General features: G+C 64.9%; 12 protein-coding genes and 1 pseudogene. 11 read left to right on the forward strand and 2 right to left on the reverse strand.

What is annotated here, in order from left to right; genetic code table 11:
* Positions 1 to 4: 4 nt before the first annotated feature.
* The 9 genes and pseudogenes from ACNF49_RS08870 to ACNF49_RS08910 all read left to right on the forward strand — a co-directional run bounded on the left by ACNF49_RS08870 (position 5) and on the right by ACNF49_RS08910 (position 10,249).
* Positions 5 to 1,735 (forward strand): L-aspartate oxidase, encoded by a 1,731-nt coding sequence (locus ACNF49_RS08870; RefSeq protein WP_482943373.1) that lies wholly within the window; start codon positions 5 to 7, stop codon positions 1,733 to 1,735.
* Positions 1,736 to 1,903: 168 nt separating this feature from the next.
* The gene (locus ACNF49_RS08875; protein ID WP_482943374.1) at positions 1,904 to 2,134 is read left to right on the forward strand and encodes a hypothetical protein; all 231 of its coding nucleotides are present in this window, start codon (positions 1,904 to 1,906) and stop codon (positions 2,132 to 2,134) included.
* Positions 2,118 to 3,164, forward strand: a complete 1,047-nt coding sequence (locus ACNF49_RS08880; protein ID WP_498702267.1) for a ferritin-like domain-containing protein — start codon at positions 2,118 to 2,120, stop codon at positions 3,162 to 3,164. The genes ACNF49_RS08875 and ACNF49_RS08880 overlap by 17 nt, the downstream gene beginning before the upstream one ends.
* Positions 3,161 to 4,120 carry an alpha/beta hydrolase gene (locus ACNF49_RS08885; protein ID WP_482943376.1) on the forward strand — a complete coding sequence of 320 codons (960 nt, stop codon included), beginning with the start codon at positions 3,161 to 3,163 and terminating at the stop codon, positions 4,118 to 4,120. Before ACNF49_RS08880 ends, ACNF49_RS08885 begins: the two co-directional genes overlap by 4 nt.
* Before the next feature lie 126 nt (positions 4,121 to 4,246).
* Positions 4,247 to 4,522, forward strand: a complete 276-nt coding sequence (locus ACNF49_RS08890; protein ID WP_482945497.1) for a NaeI family type II restriction endonuclease — start codon at positions 4,247 to 4,249, stop codon at positions 4,520 to 4,522.
* Positions 4,523 to 5,536: 1,014 nt separating this feature from the next.
* Positions 5,537 to 6,076 carry a hypothetical protein gene (locus ACNF49_RS08895; RefSeq protein ID WP_482943377.1) on the forward strand — a complete coding sequence of 180 codons (540 nt, stop codon included), beginning with the start codon at positions 5,537 to 5,539 and terminating at the stop codon, positions 6,074 to 6,076.
* Positions 6,063 to 9,089 (forward strand): tetratricopeptide repeat protein, encoded by a 3,027-nt coding sequence (locus ACNF49_RS08900; protein WP_498702268.1) that lies wholly within the window; start codon positions 6,063 to 6,065, stop codon positions 9,087 to 9,089. The genes ACNF49_RS08895 and ACNF49_RS08900 overlap by 14 nt, the downstream gene beginning before the upstream one ends.
* Before the next feature lie 277 nt (positions 9,090 to 9,366).
* Positions 9,367 to 9,786 (forward strand): annotated as a pseudogene (locus ACNF49_RS08905) (transposase family protein); the annotation flags it as partial.
* A 37-nt stretch (positions 9,787 to 9,823) separates the two neighbouring features.
* Positions 9,824 to 10,249: an NUDIX domain-containing protein gene (locus tag ACNF49_RS08910; RefSeq protein ID WP_498702269.1), complete on the forward strand. Its 426-nt coding sequence runs from the start codon at positions 9,824 to 9,826 to the stop codon at positions 10,247 to 10,249.
* Here ACNF49_RS08910 and ACNF49_RS08915 read toward each other — a convergent pair.
* Together ACNF49_RS08915 and ACNF49_RS08920 are read right to left on the reverse strand one after the other, a co-directional pair.
* Positions 10,224 to 11,051, reverse strand: coding sequence for a hypothetical protein (locus ACNF49_RS08915; protein WP_397192440.1), 828 nt, complete (start codon positions 11,049 to 11,051; stop codon positions 10,224 to 10,226). The two genes, ACNF49_RS08910 and ACNF49_RS08915, sit on opposite strands and share 26 nt — an antisense overlap.
* A 285-nt stretch (positions 11,052 to 11,336) precedes the next feature.
* On the reverse strand, positions 11,337 to 12,665 hold the full coding sequence (locus ACNF49_RS08920) for an esterase/lipase family protein (RefSeq protein ID WP_397192439.1): 1,329 nt from the start codon (positions 12,663 to 12,665) through the stop codon (positions 11,337 to 11,339).
* A 109-nt stretch (positions 12,666 to 12,774) separates the two neighbouring features.
* Here ACNF49_RS08920 and ACNF49_RS08925 point away from each other — a divergent pair, with 109 nt between their 5' ends.
* The gene (locus tag ACNF49_RS08925; RefSeq protein WP_482943379.1) at positions 12,775 to 14,616 is read left to right on the forward strand and encodes a hypothetical protein; all 1,842 of its coding nucleotides are present in this window, start codon (positions 12,775 to 12,777) and stop codon (positions 14,614 to 14,616) included.
* Entirely contained in the window at positions 14,549 to 17,047 is a 2,499-nt protein-coding gene (locus ACNF49_RS08930; protein ID WP_482943380.1) for a WD40 repeat domain-containing protein, read from the forward strand. The genes ACNF49_RS08925 and ACNF49_RS08930 overlap by 68 nt, the downstream gene beginning before the upstream one ends.
* The last annotated feature ends 161 nt before the right edge of the window (positions 17,048 to 17,208 follow it).

Consider the following 17,208-nt stretch of genomic DNA (forward strand, 5'->3'; position numbering starts at 1 on the left):
CATCATGTACGCGTCAGAGAACAGAATCGCCACGTCCGTCCTGGTCATCGGGACGGGAGGGGCCGGGCTGCGGGCGGCCGTCGAACTCGCCGAGCGCGGGGTGGATGTCCTCGCGGTCGGCAAACGGCCGAAGGCGGACGCACACACCTCGCTCGCGGCAGGCGGCATCAACGCGGCCCTCGCCACGATGGACCCCGAGGACACCTGGCAGCAGCACGCGGCCGACACTCTCAAGGAGAGCTACCTGCTGGCCAACCCCGAGACGGTGCGCATCGTCACCGAGGGGGCCGCGCGTGGCATCGAGGACCTCGTGCGGTACGGCATGCCGTTCGCACGCGAGCGGGACGGGCGGATCTCCCAGCGCTTCTTCGGCGCCCACACCTTCCGGCGCACCTCGTACGCGGGGGACTACACCGGACTCGAGATCCAGCGCACGCTGATCAACCGGGCGGCCCAGCTCGACGTCCGCGTCCTCGACACGGTGTACATCACGCGGATTCTCGTGCGCGACAACGCGGTGTTCGGCGCGTACGGGTTCGACCTGACCGACGGCAGCCGCTACGTCATCCATGCCGATGCGGTGATCCTGGCCGCGGGCGGCCACACCAGGATCTGGCGGCGCACCTCCTCCCGGCGCGACGAGAACACCGGCGACTCCTTCCGCCTGGCCGTCCTGGCCGGCTGCCGCATCCGCGACCCCGAGCTGGTGCAGTTCCACCCCTCTGGTCTCATCGCACCGGAGAACGCGGCAGGCACGCTCGTCTCCGAGGCGGCACGGGGGGAGGGCGGGGTCCTGCGCAACCGGCTCGGCGAGCGATTCATGTCCCGGTATGACCCGGAGCGGATGGAGTTGTCCACGCGCGATCGGGTCGCGCTGGCCGCGTACACAGAGATCAAGGAAGGTCGCGGCACCCCGGACGGCGGCGTGTGGCTGGACGTGTCGCATCTGCCGCGCGAGACGATCATGACGCGGCTGCCTCGCGTCTACCAGACGCTCCTGGAACTGCAGATGCTCGACATCACCAAGGAGCCGATCGAGGTCGCGCCGACCGCACACTACTCGATGGGTGGTGTCTGGGTACGCCCGGAGGACCACGGCACGGACGTCGACGGCCTGTACGCGATCGGGGAGGCGGCCAGCGGCCTGCACGGCGCCAACCGCCTGGGCGGCAACTCCCTCATCGAGCTCCTCGTCTTCGGCCGCATCGTCGGGCGGGCGGCGGCGGAGTATTCCGCGGGTCTCGGCGCGCAGCGCCGCTCCGCCGAGGCGCTCGCCGCAGCGCGGGAGGAAGTGGACGAGCTCCTGTCCGCCGACGGCCCGGAGAACGTGCGGTCGCTGCAGCGAGCGCTCCGCGACATCATGACGGAGCACGCCGGAGTGGTACGCGACGAGGGCGGCTTGCGAAAAGGCCTCGCCGAGCTGGCCGCGGTAGAGGCGCGCATCAGCGGGATGGGCGTGCACCCGGACATCGCCGGCTTCCAGGACCTGGCCCACGCCTTCGACCTGAAGTCCTCGGCGCTCGCCGCGCGCGCGACCATCGAAACCGCGATCGAGCGCCGCGAGACCCGCGGCTGCCACAACCGCTCCGACTACCCGGAACTCGACCCCGCACTGCAGGTCAACCTCGTGTGGTCCGGCCCCGGATCGGTGGAGCGGGAGAGCATCCCGCCGATCGCCGCCGAGATCGCGGCCCTCATGCGCGAGGTCTCCACCGTGGGAAAGCTCGTCGAATAGCCGGACCTTGTCACAAATGCCGAGGCTGCCCTGTCTTAGCTGGCGATCGGACCACATGGGCGCGGGAGTCGGCGGGCCGGCGGGCTGAGCGGTTCGGGGTCCGGCCGATCCTGATCGAGTCGACGCCGGCCGCCGGCCAGATCGCCGTGTAGATCCCTTGGAGGAGACATGAGCACCCCGAACGGTGAGAACGAGCTCCTGTACGAGCTCCACGTCGAGATCGAGGAGGAGCTGATCATCGCCGAGGCCAGCCACCCGGAGGAGGAGGTGGGGCAGCCGGTCACCGAGTGGCTGTACGACCCGACGGACGTCGAGCGCGAGAAGATCGCTCTGCGGGGGCTGCGCGACGCGGTCGAGGTGCTGGAGGACGGCTCGCGGCCGGGTGACGACGTTGCCTGAGCCGCGGATCGGCACGCTCGGCAGCCTGCGTGAGCACCTGCAGTGGGCGATCGAGCTGGAGCATGCGACGCTGCCGCCGTACTTGACGGCGCTGTACTCGTTGGATCCGGAGCGTAACCCGGCGGCTGTGGAGGTGGTGAGCGGCGTCTTCGTGGAGGAGATGCTGCATCTGGCGCTGGCGGCGAACCTGCTCAACGCCGTCGGTGGCACGCCGCGTCTGGACATGCCGGGGATGCTGCCGCCGCATCCGCGCAAGCTGCCTCATGGCGGTCTGGAGGTGTCGCTGGTGCCGTTCGGTGCGGAGGCGCTGGAGATGTTCCTGCGCCTGGAACGGCCCGCACCGCCCGGCGCACCGCCGGAGGACGACGACTACGAGACGATCGGGCAGTTCTACGCCGCGATCGAGCAGGGGTTGCGCCACCTGTGCGAAACGCTCGGTGAGAAGGAGGTGTTCTGCGGCGACCCGGCCCGGCAGGTGAGCGGCGCCCACTTCCGTCACACTGCCGGATCGCTGTTCGCCGTCGAGGATCTGGAGTCCGCGCTCGGCGCGCTGAAGGAGATCGTCGAGCAGGGGGAGGGCAACGCCCGCGGCGAGGTCTGGGACGGCGACCAGGACGTCCTCCACCCCGAGCGGAAAGAGGTCGCCCACTACTACCGCTTTCATGAGCTCAAGCTCGGCCGCCGTTACCAGCGGGGCGACACCCCGAGAACCGGCCCGACCGGGGAGAAGGTCGGCGTCGACCCGGACGGCGTGCTACCGATGACACCCAATCCGCGGCCCGCCGAGCCGGGCAGTGCCGTACGGGCGGCGCAGGATCTGTTCGACACCACCTACAGCACCCTGCTGAACCTGCTGGAGCAGGCATTCAACGGCAACCCGGAGCGGCTCACGGACGCCACCCGCACCATGTTCACGCTCAGGGCCCAGGCGCAGGCCCTGATGGCGCTGCCTGGCGGCGCCGGTCCCACCTTCGCCTACGTGTCGCGCGAAGCACGTAGCTGCTCGACAGCGAAAGACGGCGCGGCATGAACAGGCACATCTTCGAGCCCGCCGCCTGGGAACTGGCGCAGGCCACCTCGAACCCGCCGTTCCTGCACGAGCTCGGCCCCGAGGGCGTCCGCAAGGTCCTCGACGACCTCCAAGCCGCCCCGATCGCCAAGCCGGACGTGGACGAGAAGTGGATCGCCGTCCCCGCCGAGGTCGGCCACGTGCGGGTGCGGATCGTCAAGCCCGTCGGCTCGACGGGCACGCTCCCCGTCGTCCTGTACGTGCACGGCGGCGGCTGGGTCATCGGCAACGCGGGCACCCATGACCGGCTCGTGCGCGAGCTCGCAGTCGGCGCGGGCGCGGCCGTCGTCTTCGTCGAGTACGACCGCTCGCCCGAGGCCCGCTACCCGGTAGCCATCGAGCAGGCTTATGCCACCGCCCAATGGATCGTGAAGTTCGGTGCCGAGGAGGGGTTGGACCCCTCCTGGATGGCCGTCGCGGGCGACTCGGTCGGAGGCAACATGACAGCGGCTCTGACCATCCTGGCCAAGCAGCGCGGTGACTTGCATTTCGTGCACCAGTCCCTGTACTACCCGGTCACCGACGCCGGCCAGGACACCGACAGCTACCGAGAATTCGCCGACGGGCCGTACCTGACGGCCAAGGCGATGGCCTGGTTCTGGGACGCCTACACCACAGATCCCGCTCAGCGCGCCGAGATCACCGCGTCGCCGCTGCGCGCCTCACTGAACGACCTCGAGGGCCTGCCGCCCGCGTTCGTCATCGTCGACGAGAATGACGTGTTGCGTGACGAGGGCGAAGCCTACGCCCGCAAGCTGATCGCGGCCGGGGTGCCCACCTCCAGCGTCCGCTACAACGGCACGCTGCACGACTTCATGATGCTCAACCCCGTCCGCGCCACCGAGGCCACCAGCGCCGCCACGGCCCAGGCCATCGACGTCCTCAAGACCGCCTTGAAAGCCGGAGAGTCTCGGTGAGAATCGGCGCCGGTGGTGTCGACCACGTGCTGAACGTGGTCGATCTCGCGGCGGTCCTGCTGGTCGGGGTGGCCGCGCTGCCAGAAACGGGTCAATGAACTGTTCCGAAGGGCGCAAGGCCGTCTAATAAGCAGGAATTCTGTCGCCACGGTGGCCATGCAGGAGGACTACATGAAGCGCGTGCGAGGCAACGGTGGCGCGCGTAGCACCCTTCGCTCCGAAGGCATCGTCATCCTAGGTCCGTATCAAAATCATGCCGACATCGCCACGAAGCTTGGGCTTCCTGTGCCTGGACCCGGTGAAGTGCTCCCCGTACGGCTCGCACATCGCAAGCCACGTCACGAATACGAGCCATCGATAGAGCTGGATGGCAAGCAGAGGGTCGTGGCCCTGGCCGAGTGACCCGGTTGAGCCGGCCCTGCTCTTGCCTGACATCGGCCCGCCGGGCGTCAGGTGAAGACGCTGACCGTGCATGCGTCCGTGGTCGCCAGCTCTTCGCTGCATAGCAGAACCCCGGGCACCTGCGGGTGGTGCCGGTGCTCCGGGTGTCGCTGTTGTGGCGGTCGACCCGTGATGGCGTGGAAGGTGTCGGGTTGTGCGGTGCCTGAGGGCTGGCGGCGGGGAAGGGGCAGAACAACGTACGTCTAGAGGTCGTACGGCGTGCTCGACGTCGCCCTCGAGCGTGTCACCCCAGGGTTCGCCGGAACCGGCGTGATCTAGGGTTCGTCCCCGTGCAGATCATCTCTCTCAACGCCCTGGGGAGGCGCGAGCTTCGACGAACTCGCCCCTGGCTCGAATGCTGCGACGCCGACATCCTATGCCTCTCTTACGGGCTGATCGCGGTTGACTGGGTGCCGGAGACCACCGTTGTCGCCGGAGCGGCCCGCATACTGGGTCGGTAAGTGTGGGCTTCAATCGGAGTTACGCACGTATTTGGCACGATCAGGGTGGCTGTGTTCCGCCCCATGCCGCGCGGCCGGAAGCGGGTACCGGGCAACGTGACGGCCTAGAATGCGGCCCGACCTGGGGAAACGTCATCAAGATCATCCCGCGCATGTCCCCTGATCATGGTCTTATGGTTGCATGCGGGCACCGTCTGCTGCCTACCAAGGACGCAAAACCAAAGACCTGTGGTTGTGGAACCGCAGGTCAGAGGCACGAAATGCCGATCTAGGTGAGTGCCCCCGGCAGGATTCGAACCTGCGGCACCCGCTTTAGGAGAGTGGAGGCCGTTCCGATTGCTTAGGCGGGTTGAACTGGGCAGATGGCCGACGTGGCGCATGGCTCATGCAAGATCATCCCGCGTATGTCCCCCAGCCCGATCGCATGAGAAACCAGTGACCCACAGGCTCACCATCGCGGTCACTGTCCGTAGGTACCAATCGTTCGGCCAGCGTCCGAGAGGCGAAATCGACTGTGCCCGGTTGGCATGTCGCCGGTCAGCCGGACTCCGCGCTCCAGTTCCACGACGGCGAGCACCAGAGGCGGCAGGTCACCGTCTGCCTCGCCCTCGTCGTCGGCCGGGCGCAGCAGGGCAGCGACTACGTCGTGAGCACGCCGCAGTCGTCGTCCGATGGACGGGACAACAGCTCGGCTTTCGTTGATGATGGTGCCATGGCCTTTCCCTCCTCGCCGAAGCGGGTGACTCTACTAGCAGGGTCGGCGATCTTGCCAGTGGCGGTCGCAGTCGCCAGCAACCAGATACTCAATGAGGAGATCTGGAACTGGTGGTGGGTTGGCATCGCGCTCGTTTTCAGTGTGGCCCTCACTGTGACGACATATCGGCTGACCGGTGCGCCAGTCTCCTCCGACACGCCAGCCAACGACCCACCCCCTTCCGAACCTACCTACCATGGTGACCATATCGACTTCGGCGGCAGCACCTTCTACGGTCCCGTCACTGGCAAGGTCGTAAATCCAGCACCCCGCCGGGATACCCATGATGACCAGGCATGACCCAACTGAACCTGGCCATAGTCCCGGTATTGGCTCGGGGACAGGGCATCCTCGCTATGAAGGCGATCATGTCGATTATTCTCATGGCGTATTCCACGGCCCAGTCGCTGGGAAGGTCGAAGGCGACCTACATCAGATTTTCATACAGTGGGCCGCTACGACAGAAACGCGCCCGCAGCAGATCATTGAGGGAGACATTCCAGAAAAACCGCGCGCGTTCCAAGCGCGTGAGGAATTCCTGAACCGCTTGCATGATCAAATATCCGACTCCGGTGCTGCGGTGATATCAGCAGTTACCGGCACCCCGGGTATTGGGAAGACCCTGCTGGCAGCCGCGTATGCTTGGACCTGCCAGCAGGCTCAGTGGCCGCTGATTGCCTGGATCGTTGCTGAGACAACCGACCAGATCATCATGGGACTGGCAGGACTTGCCGATCGGCTCGGCTTGCGTCGCCCCGATGATGATGCCGCGACCGCTGCACGCCGAGTACGCACGCATCTGGCCGCATCGACACAACCGGGCCTACTGGTGTTCGACAACGCAACCAGTGTGACTGATGTCCGCGACTGGATCCCGACTACGGGTGCTACTCGCGTAGTCATCACCTCACGTAACCGCGCTTTTAGCCACGTATACCCTCCGGTTGAGGTCGAGGTCTTCACCCCTGCACAAGCCGTGATGTTCCTGGACGAACGCACAGGCTTGGATGACGCCGAAGGCGCCGCAGAACTGGCTGACGAACTGGGCTTCCTACCATTGGCCTTGGCGCAAGCCGCTGCGCTGATTGCCCGCCGTCGTCTCGACTATGCCATCTACCTAGAGTTGCTGCGTAGTTTTCCGCTGGAGCGGTACCTGACTCGGTCAGATTATGATCCGTATCCAGCCGGCACTGCAGAAACCATCCTGTTGTCAGTCATGCAATTCGAAGCTTCCCGCCAGGACGGTTCCTTGCTCCTGTCGGTGCTCGGAGTATTAGCACCCTCCGGAGTTCCCCGTTCGATCCTGTATGGCTCCATTGCGCCTGACCCAGCCGAGCGCGAGCTTTGGGACAGCCTGTTGGCGGATCTGGCGGACACCTCACTAGTGAGCTTCAGTGAGGACGGCAGGGCTGTGCTGATGCATCGCCTGATTCAACGAGTCCTCCGTGAACGCGCCGATCGCCAAGGGCAACTCCAAGGCGTGCTGAACAGTGCCACCATCGTGCTTCGCCGGTTCATTGAAGATCTGCCAGAAGAAGTTGAACGCCCGTTTGTTGAGATCGTATTCGAGCAGACTGTCGCAGTGCATGCTGTTGCCGTGGCCGTCGACATCATCTTACTAAACTTGCTTACGTTGCGCTCTTGGTGTGGCGGATATCTAGCGGAGCTAGTCGATTTTGATCGGGCTATTCCCCTGTTGCAGGAAACGCTTGCCGACTGCGAGCGCGTTTTAGGTCCCACGCACACCTGTACCCTCACTTGCCGCAGCCGCCTCGCAAATGCCTATCAGGTGGCAGGGCGATTGGCCGAGGCAATCCAACTGCACAAGGCGACACTGAACGACATGGAGCAAGTCTTAGGGCCCGTGCATCCTGATACTCTCGCTAGCCGTAATAACCTCGCATACAGTTACGAGGTGGCAGGGCGCTTAGATGAGGCGATTCGGCTACATGAGGCGACGTTGGCGGATTATGGGCAAGTAATGGGCCCTGATCACCCTGCTACCTTGACCAGTCGTAGCAATCTTGCACGTGCCTACCAGGCAGCGGGACGATTGACTGAGGCAACTAAACTACACGAGGTCACGTTGAGGACGCGGGAGCGGCTGCTGGGCCTCGACCATCCCCATACCCTGGCAAGTCGTTATAACCTCGCACGTGCTTACGAGTCAGGTGGCCAACTCAGCGAAGCGATCCAGCTGTACGAGACCGCCTTGGGCGGCTTTGATGAGGTCCTAGGAGGCGATCACCCTTACACTTTGGCCAGCCGTCAGAATCTCGCGGGAGCCTACCAGGCGGTAGGACGCAAGGACGAGGCGATCCGACTACTTGAGGCAGTGCTGATCGAGAGTGAAAGGCTCCTCGGCCCTGAGCATCCCCAGACTGTGGACGGCAGACACAACCTCGCACACGCCTACCACGCATCAGGGCGCTTGGACGAGGCGATCGAGCTGTATGAGGCGACGTTGACCAGCCGTGAGCGCCTCTTGGATCCCGACCATCCTCATATCCTTGCCAACCGCAACAACTTGGCTGGCGCTTACCAGGCAGCGGGACGATTCGCCGAGGCGATCCAGTTACTCGAAGCTACGTTGAGGACACGGGAACGGCTCCTCGGCGCTGAGCATCCCCAGACTGTGGACGGCCGCCATAACCTTGCATACGTCTACCAGGCATCAGGGCGCTTGGATGAGGCGATCGAGCTGTATGAGGCGACGTTGACCAGCCGTGAGCGCCTCTTGGATCCCGATCACCCCCATATCCTCATCAACCGCCAAAACCTTGTGGTCGCTTACCAGGCGGCGGGACGCATGGACGAAGCGATCCGACTATATGAGGCAATCCTGAGCCAACATGAACGGCTCCTCGGCGCTGAGCATCTCCAGACGGTGGACAGTCGTCATGATCTCGCGGCTGCCTACCGGGCATCAGGGCGCTTGGACGAGGCGATCGAGCTGTATGAGGCGACGTTGACCAGCCGTGAGCGCCTCTTGGATCCCGACCATCCCCATATCCTTAGCACCCGCAACAGCCTCGCGGTCGCTTACCAGGCGGCGGGACGCACGGGCGAGGCGATCCGACTACATGAGGCGACGCTGAGGAGGCGGGAACAGACCCTGGGTGCCGAACACCCCGATGCTTTGGCCAGCGGTCACAATCTCGCGGCCGCCTATGAAGCAGCGGGACGCTTGGATGAGGCGATCCAGCTGTATGAATCGACGCTAGCTAAATGCGAACGGCTTTTTGAGCCCAGCCACAATCTTATTCGCAGTGTGCGCTCTAAACTTGAGCGTATCCGTTCTGGATCGCAGTAGTCATTGCAGCGGTAATGAACAGATGAGGTCGAAATTCTATCGAGCACCAGTAAGGGCCTCCTCTATGAGGTCCGATCTGCTGAATGTGCGCTTCGAAAGAGAGGGCGCTGAACTCTTTCCAACCTGACGGCGCTGGTCACGATGGGCGTGCACAGAACGGTGGCGTTGAGAGGAAGCTCCCGGTAAGACAGCAGTCGACCAAGATCCGATGCCCTAACCGGGAGCCTGGTTGCTGTCTTACCGTGCCTCGATTCCGCACCACCGCCTAGTGCTATTCCGCGAAGCCGTCGACCTTGTGACCGCCCTAGCCGGCGACGTGCGGGCTGCGGTCCAGCGCGCGGCCCGGCTGGCCTATGCCATCTTGGACGGCACCCTCATCCCGATTGACCGCCTGGCCGACCCGGTGGGCCGGCTGGTGTGGGCTTCAACAGCGCTGCCGGGCGCCATTCACGACATCTCCCCAGCTCGGACGGTCGGTCTGATCGACACCTTGACGAGTGCTGGCGTGAAGACCTTCGCGGACAAGTGCTATCAAGGAGCGGGCGGCACGATTCGCACACCGTTCAAGCGGCATCGCTATCGGCCCTGGCTGTCACGCGGCTAGCGAGACGTCAACCGCGCCCACGCTCGCATCCGAGCCATCGGCGAGCGTGCCGTTGCGACCCTGAAGAGCTGGAAGGCACTGACCAAGCTGCGCGGCTGACCGGAATCTCCGTGGCCCTCAGAATTTGCTGGTGAACCTGTCTTACAAGCTGGACTGGGTCCCTCCCGGCGGCATGCCCGAGGCCAATGAGTCTCCTGCTGCCGCAGCACGACGGGAGATCAAGGAGGAGCTGGGGCTCGATATCAGGGTTGGCCGGTTGCTTGCGGTGGACTGGGTCTCACCGCACGGGCCCTGGGACAACTCGTTGATGTTCATCTTCGACGGAGGGACACTGAGCGGCCCCGTCACCCCCTGGACGATGAGCTGGATGAGGTGCGCTTTTTCGCTGCGGACGAAGCCGGGAAACTACTCAGGCCATATGTCTGGGCACGGGTGCGTGAGGCACTGGCGAGCGACGGGTACCGGGAGCAGGGACAGCGTTCGTCGCTGCACGACGCATGAGCTCGCCGTGCCATCTCACCTGACACCCATCAGGGCACGATCTCGAACCTGCTGAGATCGGCGAGAAACTCGGCCCGCACGCCAGGCGGCACCTGGGGCAGACCCTTGGTGAAACGGGTAGCGATAACCTTCCTCACCAGCGGTTTGCCTCCCTCGAGCGTGCGGAGGGCCGCCAGAACCTCGTCCAGCCGGGTACGGCGGAGTTTGAAAAAAGCCGGACCCGGGTTGAACCAGCTCAGCTCTTCGGGCAGAGGTGCGGTGACCGGCAGGTCCGAGACCGGCAGCATGTCCCAGGACGCCTTGACGATCCCCTTCAGGGAAGGCCGCACGGGAGCGTCCTGGTATATCAGCGATGACATCGCCTGCAGAGTCCGCTGATAGACGCTGCCTTCGCGGTCTGTGAGCTTCGCTACATCACCAGGCAGCCAGACGAGGTTGGGAACGAAGGTATACAGCGCAGGGATACGGCTGGCTAACTGATGGTGCCGAACCACGCGCCAAATGTGGGCAGCGACGAAGCCACCCCGGAGACGCTTCCCGTTGATACACCTGTCCGGGCTACGCACGCTTACGGTCCGCACGAGACCCTTAACCATCGTGTTGTCGTCAAGGAAGTGGCCCGTCGGGGCCGGGCTCGACCAGATGTCCGGCCTGTCCCGCTTATTCCCTCGACAGCCCAGGTCTCGGAGCGCCCATGGCAGCATGATGGGCCATTCCCGGTACACCTCTAGGGGTAGCCAGAGGCTAACCTTCTCTAACAATGGCTGCACTGGCGCCGAGAGTAGATCATGGCCGGGGAAGTTGGTCCGGAGGACATGGTCGAGCAGGTCATCGCCACGAACGACGTTGGTCGTCATGCTGGTTCCTATCCGGGCAGGATCGAAGGGCTAGCCGCACCAGAAAGCGCAGATGGGACCTCTGTAGTCGGCGGGCGCAGGCCTCGACGAGGAGCGACTGGACTCTGGCATCGCAGAATTCGCGTCGCGTCAAGCGGCCAATGACACGCAGCGCGGACCAAGAGTGTGTGGCCGGTCACCACGAAACTGGCCGCCAGAGATGAAGGTCTTCACTCCTCCGCGAATCACACATCCGGGTCATTCGTCCTACAGCCTGGTGACGGCGCCGGGTGCCGTACGACAGATCTACATCGGGTCCACCGCCATGACGATGTCGCTCACAGGCTCGACCGGTATCCGACCAGGGGCGCTTACAGTGACGCGCCACGCGCCGGGCTTCGGCAAGATCAGGTCCGTGGCATAGCGGCCATCCCCCAGATTCCGCAGCAGCAATCCACGCACAATTTCTCCCGTCTCATAGTGGGCAGCGCTGGCGATGAGAGCAAGGCGGTTGTCCGCCGCCTCGACCTCGATTGGCACGGCCTCGCCCATGGGGACAAGTTCGGGTAGATCGAGGCCGAGGCCCAGTTCCCGGCCCTGGTACTTGCGGATCGGCTGCGACGTGAGAATCGCATGAAGAGCGTCGAGCAGGTGCTTGGCGCCGGCGAGGACGGAATGACGGTCGCCGGAGTAGCGGACGTCTGTGTCGGAGGTCGCCTCAGGGAGCGCCGTAGCGAATCGGGGCACGGTGCCGTCGCCTCTGACGGCTTCACCGTTCCAGGTATGTAGCGGAACTACTTGTGCGGAGGTGAGCTGAAGGCTAAGCACGGTTTTGTGCCTGTGACCGCCAAACAGATAAGTCTCGTGCAGGCTGGGGCCGTTTTTCTGGGCCGCCAAGGCGATATCGCGGTGGAACGTCGCTCCCTCACGAATACGCGAGGTGTCGATGGGGACGCCGGATCCAAGGAGGTGGCGGAGCTCACCGGTACCGTCGTCGACGCAACGGTAGGTGGGCAACAGCTCGTACACCGAGGGAAAGGTCCGAACGACCTCGTCCAAGTCGTCTAGGACCCGGCCGAAACGTCCGACCCTGGCCCGCGCCCCGGGAGCGAGGCCCAGACATAGGGCCGCGGCGGCCTTGGCGGCACCCTGGTGGGGCGTTCCAATGGTGATCAGTCGGCGTGCGGAGGCTCGGCCACCTAGGACCTCCAGGTAGTAGCGGGCTATCAGGCCTCCCATTGAGTGACATATGTACGTCACCTTGGCGGTAGGCACATGTTCCCGAAGACGGGTCAGTTCCCGTTCCACGGTGACGCCAAGTCTGCGCGCATTAACCGCACACGACAGACGCCAGTCGTAGGGGAAGGAGATCAGGTTGCCACGACTGACGTCGAACTGCCGGCGAAGGTAGCCCAAGAGCGGGCCATAACCATCGATACCCCAGAGGCCGGGCACGATGTGCAGCCCGTTGATCAAGCCGACCGGTCGCACGTCATCGCCATCATCGAGGCTAAGCGCAGAGACCAACCTACGAGGCGGCAACACATGGCGCATCGCCGCAAGGGAGTGGTCCCAGATCCGTTTCCCGCCGCGCTCCAAGACGCTGCCGAGGATACCTGGGATGACGACGATCAAGTCGTCAATACGATCCGGCATCGGTTGCCCCCATCGCGGATGCGGTATGTTCACCGCACGCCATCATGGCAGCAACGAGTTCGTCAAGTAACCGTCGAGGAGTCCGGCAGTGAGCGAGGTCCCCACTGGCCGTGGCTCGTTCATCGTCGTCGGCATGGTCTCCTATGACCACCACGACAACCTGGAACATGTCCGGCATTTGGTGCCGACACTGTGTGAAACATTGTCAGCTGGAGGGTTCAATCACGAACTGCCCAGCTTGGCTTACGGCGGCACCCACGCGCGAGTATTGGAACTACTTGGCAACGGGCCCGAGGAGTCCGACGCACTGGTCATCTACTGGGCAGGACATGGAGTGCGTCGGCCCGCAGGAGAGTTCCTTCTGGTACAGGATTCTCCTGAAGAGGAATCGCGGATCAACGCATCTAACGCGATCAGCGCGAATGCGCTTGTGACCCTGCTCGTCACCTGGCATTTCCGCTATGCAGTCATCGTTCTTGACACCTGTTACTCGGGCGCTTCTGCCCAGGAGGTGACGCAGGCCGTAGGTAAGGCGCTGGTTGAACTCACCACTCCCGAGGGCCGACCTGCCGTATCAGTCATCTCCTCCTGCGGACCATACGAGCAGACCCAGGATGGCCACTTCATCGAGCGGTTTGTCGATGTGCTGCGCGGAGGTGGCACTGGTCACGCCTGGGCGCCAGGCAACGAACGGGTGAAGCCCGAGGAGGTGTTGGAAGCTGTCGTGATGGGCCAGACGACGGAGCCAACAGCTCATTTCTGGACCGACGGTCTCCAACATCGCGTCTTCCTCAATCCCCGTGCGGTCCCAGGTCTGCCCACTGCCGACGCACACACGCAGATTCAGCGGCAGCGTCGCATCCTCGACCTCGGGCTAAAGGATCATTTTCGGGAGGCCGCGCGTGGGGTAGAGGTCGACGAGACCGGGTGGTTCTTCTTTGGCCGCACCCTGCTACTCGCCGATCTGGTTTTCTGGCTCAGGGAAGGACCACCCGGCCTACGGGTCGTCACTGGATCACCCGGGGCAGGGAAATCGGCGGTGCTCGGGCGAATCGCGACCCTGTCCGATCCTGCATACCGGCGGATCGCTGAGGCCGAGGGTGCACTAGCGGATGCCGAAGCGGACACGATTCCACCTGTGGGTCTGATCGACGTCGCCATCCACGCCAAGAACAAGTCGCTGGCTCAGTGCCAGGACGTGCTAGCCGCCGGGCTGGGCATCGCCACTCCTGCTGGAGGCTGGCGGGCGGGCAAGGAACTGATGGAGTCGGTGCAACGGCTGGGCCGCCGGGTACGAGTGATCGTCGATGCGCTCGACGAAGCGCGGCCGGACTCCGTCCTCGCCATCGTGACCGACCTGATCCGACCTCTCACCGCGCTGCCCGAAGCCCAAGTCGTGGTCGGGACCCGTGCACACATCGCGGGGAAGGAACCCGCTGGCGGAATGGTTGGACAAGGGCCGCTCCTCGAGCTGCTGGACCCAGGCCAGGAGAACGTGCACATCCTGGACAGCGATCCGGGGACCGAGGCGGCAATCGCTGCCTATGTCAAGCGGCGCCTTACAACGGCGACTTCTCCTTACAGCACGGATGCTCAGGGGGCCGAGACCGTGGCACATGCGGTGGCCAAGGCCAGCGGGCAGGTTTTCCTGTTCGCCAGGATTGTCGCCCATGCGCTCGCCGCACGGGCGACCCGGCTCGATCTCGGCTCGGCCGAGGCGGCCGACTACCTTCATGGACAGGTTCAAGACGTCTTCGCCCGAGACCTCGCACGGTTCGGACCTGACGAAATACGAGTGCGGGAACTCCTTACTCCCCCTGGCTTGGGCGGAGGGCGCTGGGTTCCCAAGGCAGTTGTGGGCATTGGCGGCCACGGCGCTGGCGACTCCCGGAACGACCTATGGGGTCGAAGATGTCGACTGGCTTCTTGACCATGCCGGCTACCACGTGAGCCAGTCCAGCGAGGACGGACAGGCCGTCTACCGGCTCTACCATCAGGCGTTCGCCGACTACTTCAAGAGGCGCTCCATGAATGAGCGCAAGATCCAACGGGCGATCACCGATGCCCTTCTCCGCAGCGTCGCCCCGTCGGCCGAGCAATCCGGGGAGGGGCCGCCCCGCCGGGATTGGGCCGATGCCGACCCCTATGTGCTACGCCATCTGGCTGCGCACGCCGCTCCCGCCGAGCGCCTCGGAGAGGTGAGCGGGGAACCGGGCTATCTCGCGTATGCTGACTCCGAGCGACTCATCGAAGTGCTGGGTGCTGTCAACTCATGCCGGCATGCGCAGACCCAAGTTTACTGGCGGGCCGCCCATAACCTCGCCATGGCCAGTCCCGACGAACGAGCGGGGATCCTACGACTCACAGCCCTAGCGTATGCCCCCCATATCGCCAGCGTCTTCCCGCCAACACATCGGTTGGTGCTACGGCCCCGCTGGGCACATGTGATGCCGTCCGCTTTCCACAGAACTCTCACAGGGCATAATGATGCGGTAAACGCGATCTCCTTCGGCACCCTGCCCGACGGCACCCCCTTACTCGCCACCGGTAGCCACGACGGCACCGTCCGCCTGTGGGACCCCACAACTGGCCTCACGTCCGGTAGCTTGACCGGCCACACCAGCACAATCTCCGCCGTCGCCTTCGGCACCCTGCCCGACGGCACCCCTCTACTCGCCACCGGTAGCCACGACGGCACCGTCCGCCTATGGGACCCCACAACTGGCCTCACGTCCGGTAGCTTGACCGGCCACACCAGCACAATCTCCGCCGTCGCCTTCGGCACCCTGCCCGACGGCACCCCCCTACTCGCCACCGGCAGCCACGACGGCCAGGTGCGGCTGTGGGACCCGGCCACTGGCCAGCAACTCACCACCCCGACCGGCCACAACAACAAGGTCTCCGCCGTCGCCTTCGGCACCCTGCCCGACGGCACCCCCCTACTCGCCACCGGTAGCCACGACGGCACCGTCCGCCTATGGGACCCCACAACTGGCCTCACGTCCGGTAGCTTGACCGGCCACACCAGCACAATCTCCGCCGTCGCCTTCGGCACCCTGCCCGACGGCACCCCTCTACTCGCCACCGGTAGCCACGACGGCACCGTCCGCCTGTGGAACCCGGCCACCGGCGCACACCACACCACTCTCACTGGTAGCGCCAGCCCGGTGCACGCGATCGCCTTCGGCACCCTGCCCGACGGCGTCCCTCTACTCGCCACCGGTAGCCACGACGGCACCGTCCGCCTGTGGAACTCGGCTACCGACACACACCACACCACGATGACTGGCCACACCGGCCCAGTATCCGCACTCGCCTTCACCATCGTCCCCGACGGCACCTCGATGCTGGCAACTGGTAGCCACGACCATACGGTGCGACTGTGGGACTCCACCAGCGTCACCAGCGCAGATGGTCCGCCCGACCATACAAGCGGGGTCTCTGCAGTAGTGTTTGGCACCCTGGAAGACGGCGCCTCAATACTGGCCACGAACAGCCAAGACGGCGGCGCGGTCCGACTGTGGGACCCGGTTACCGGGCGCCGTCACACCACTCTGACTGGCCACACCAGCCTGGTGTATGCGATTGCCTTTGCGACACTCCCCGACGGCACCCCGCTGCTGGCCACCGGCAGCCGCAATGGCCGGGTGCGCCTGTGGAACCCCACCACCGGGCACCGCCGCGCCACTCTGACCGGCAACACAAGCCCGGTATACGCGATTGCCTTTGCGACACTCCCCGACGGCACCCCGCTGCTGGCCACCGGCAGCCGCGATGGCCGGGTGCGCCTGTGGGACCCCACCAACGGCTCCGCCGTAGGTAGCCTGACCGGCCACACAAGCGCGGTGTCCGCGATTGCCTTTGCGACACTCCCCGACGGCACCCCGCTGCTGGCCACCGGCAGCCGCGATGGCCGGGTGCGCCTGTGGGACCCCACCAACGGCTCCGCCGTAGGTAGCCTGACCGGCCACACAAGCGCGGTGTCCGCGATTGCCTTTGCGACACTCCCCGACGGCACCCCACTACTAGCCACCGGCAGCCACGACCAGACGGTGCGGCTCTGGAACCCCGCCACCGGCAGCCAACGCACCACATTGGTCGGGCACGCAAGCGCGGTGTCGGCAGTCGCCTTCGCGACACTCCCCGACGGCACCCCACTACTGGCCACCGGCAGCCACGACCAGACGGTGCGGCTCTGGAACCCCGCCACCGCAACCGCCACCGACGGCCTGCCCCTCTCGGCTTCCGTGAGAGCACTCGCCCATGCCAGCAGTCGCCTTGCCATCGGAACCGATCACGGCGTCCTGATGTTCGATCTCGGAAAGCCGACCCTCCCTGAACAGACCTTTGCGGCGCGCTAGATCACGGCTCTTCGAATCTAGTGCGGTGCTCGCTGGTGGTGTCCACAACCGCCGACTTACACCAGGTCCTCATCCAGAACCGCGGCCTTCGGCCCCCCGACGCGTGCCATGGCGAGATACCCGAGCTTCGAGGTCTATTCCCGCCCATCCGGCCCGAATCA

It is taken from the genome of Actinomadura sp. ATCC 39365 (genome assembly GCF_054392275.1).

Bases quoted from the DNA above. Each gene is read 5' to 3' on its own strand.
- ACNF49_RS08900 (WP_498702268.1), top strand. From the start codon at position 6,063: ATGACCAGGCATGACCCAACTGAACCTGGCCATAGTCCCGGTATTGGC.
- ACNF49_RS08915 (WP_397192440.1), bottom strand. From the start codon at position 11,051: ATGACGACCAACGTCGTTCGTGGCGATGACCTGCTCGACCATGTCCTC.
- ACNF49_RS08885 (WP_482943376.1), top strand. From the start codon at position 3,161: ATGAACAGGCACATCTTCGAGCCCGCCGCCTGGGAACTGGCGCAGGCC.
- ACNF49_RS08875 (WP_482943374.1), top strand. From the start codon at position 1,904: ATGAGCACCCCGAACGGTGAGAACGAGCTCCTGTACGAGCTCCACGTC.
- ACNF49_RS08870 (WP_482943373.1), top strand. From the start codon at position 5: ATGTACGCGTCAGAGAACAGAATCGCCACGTCCGTCCTGGTCATCGGG.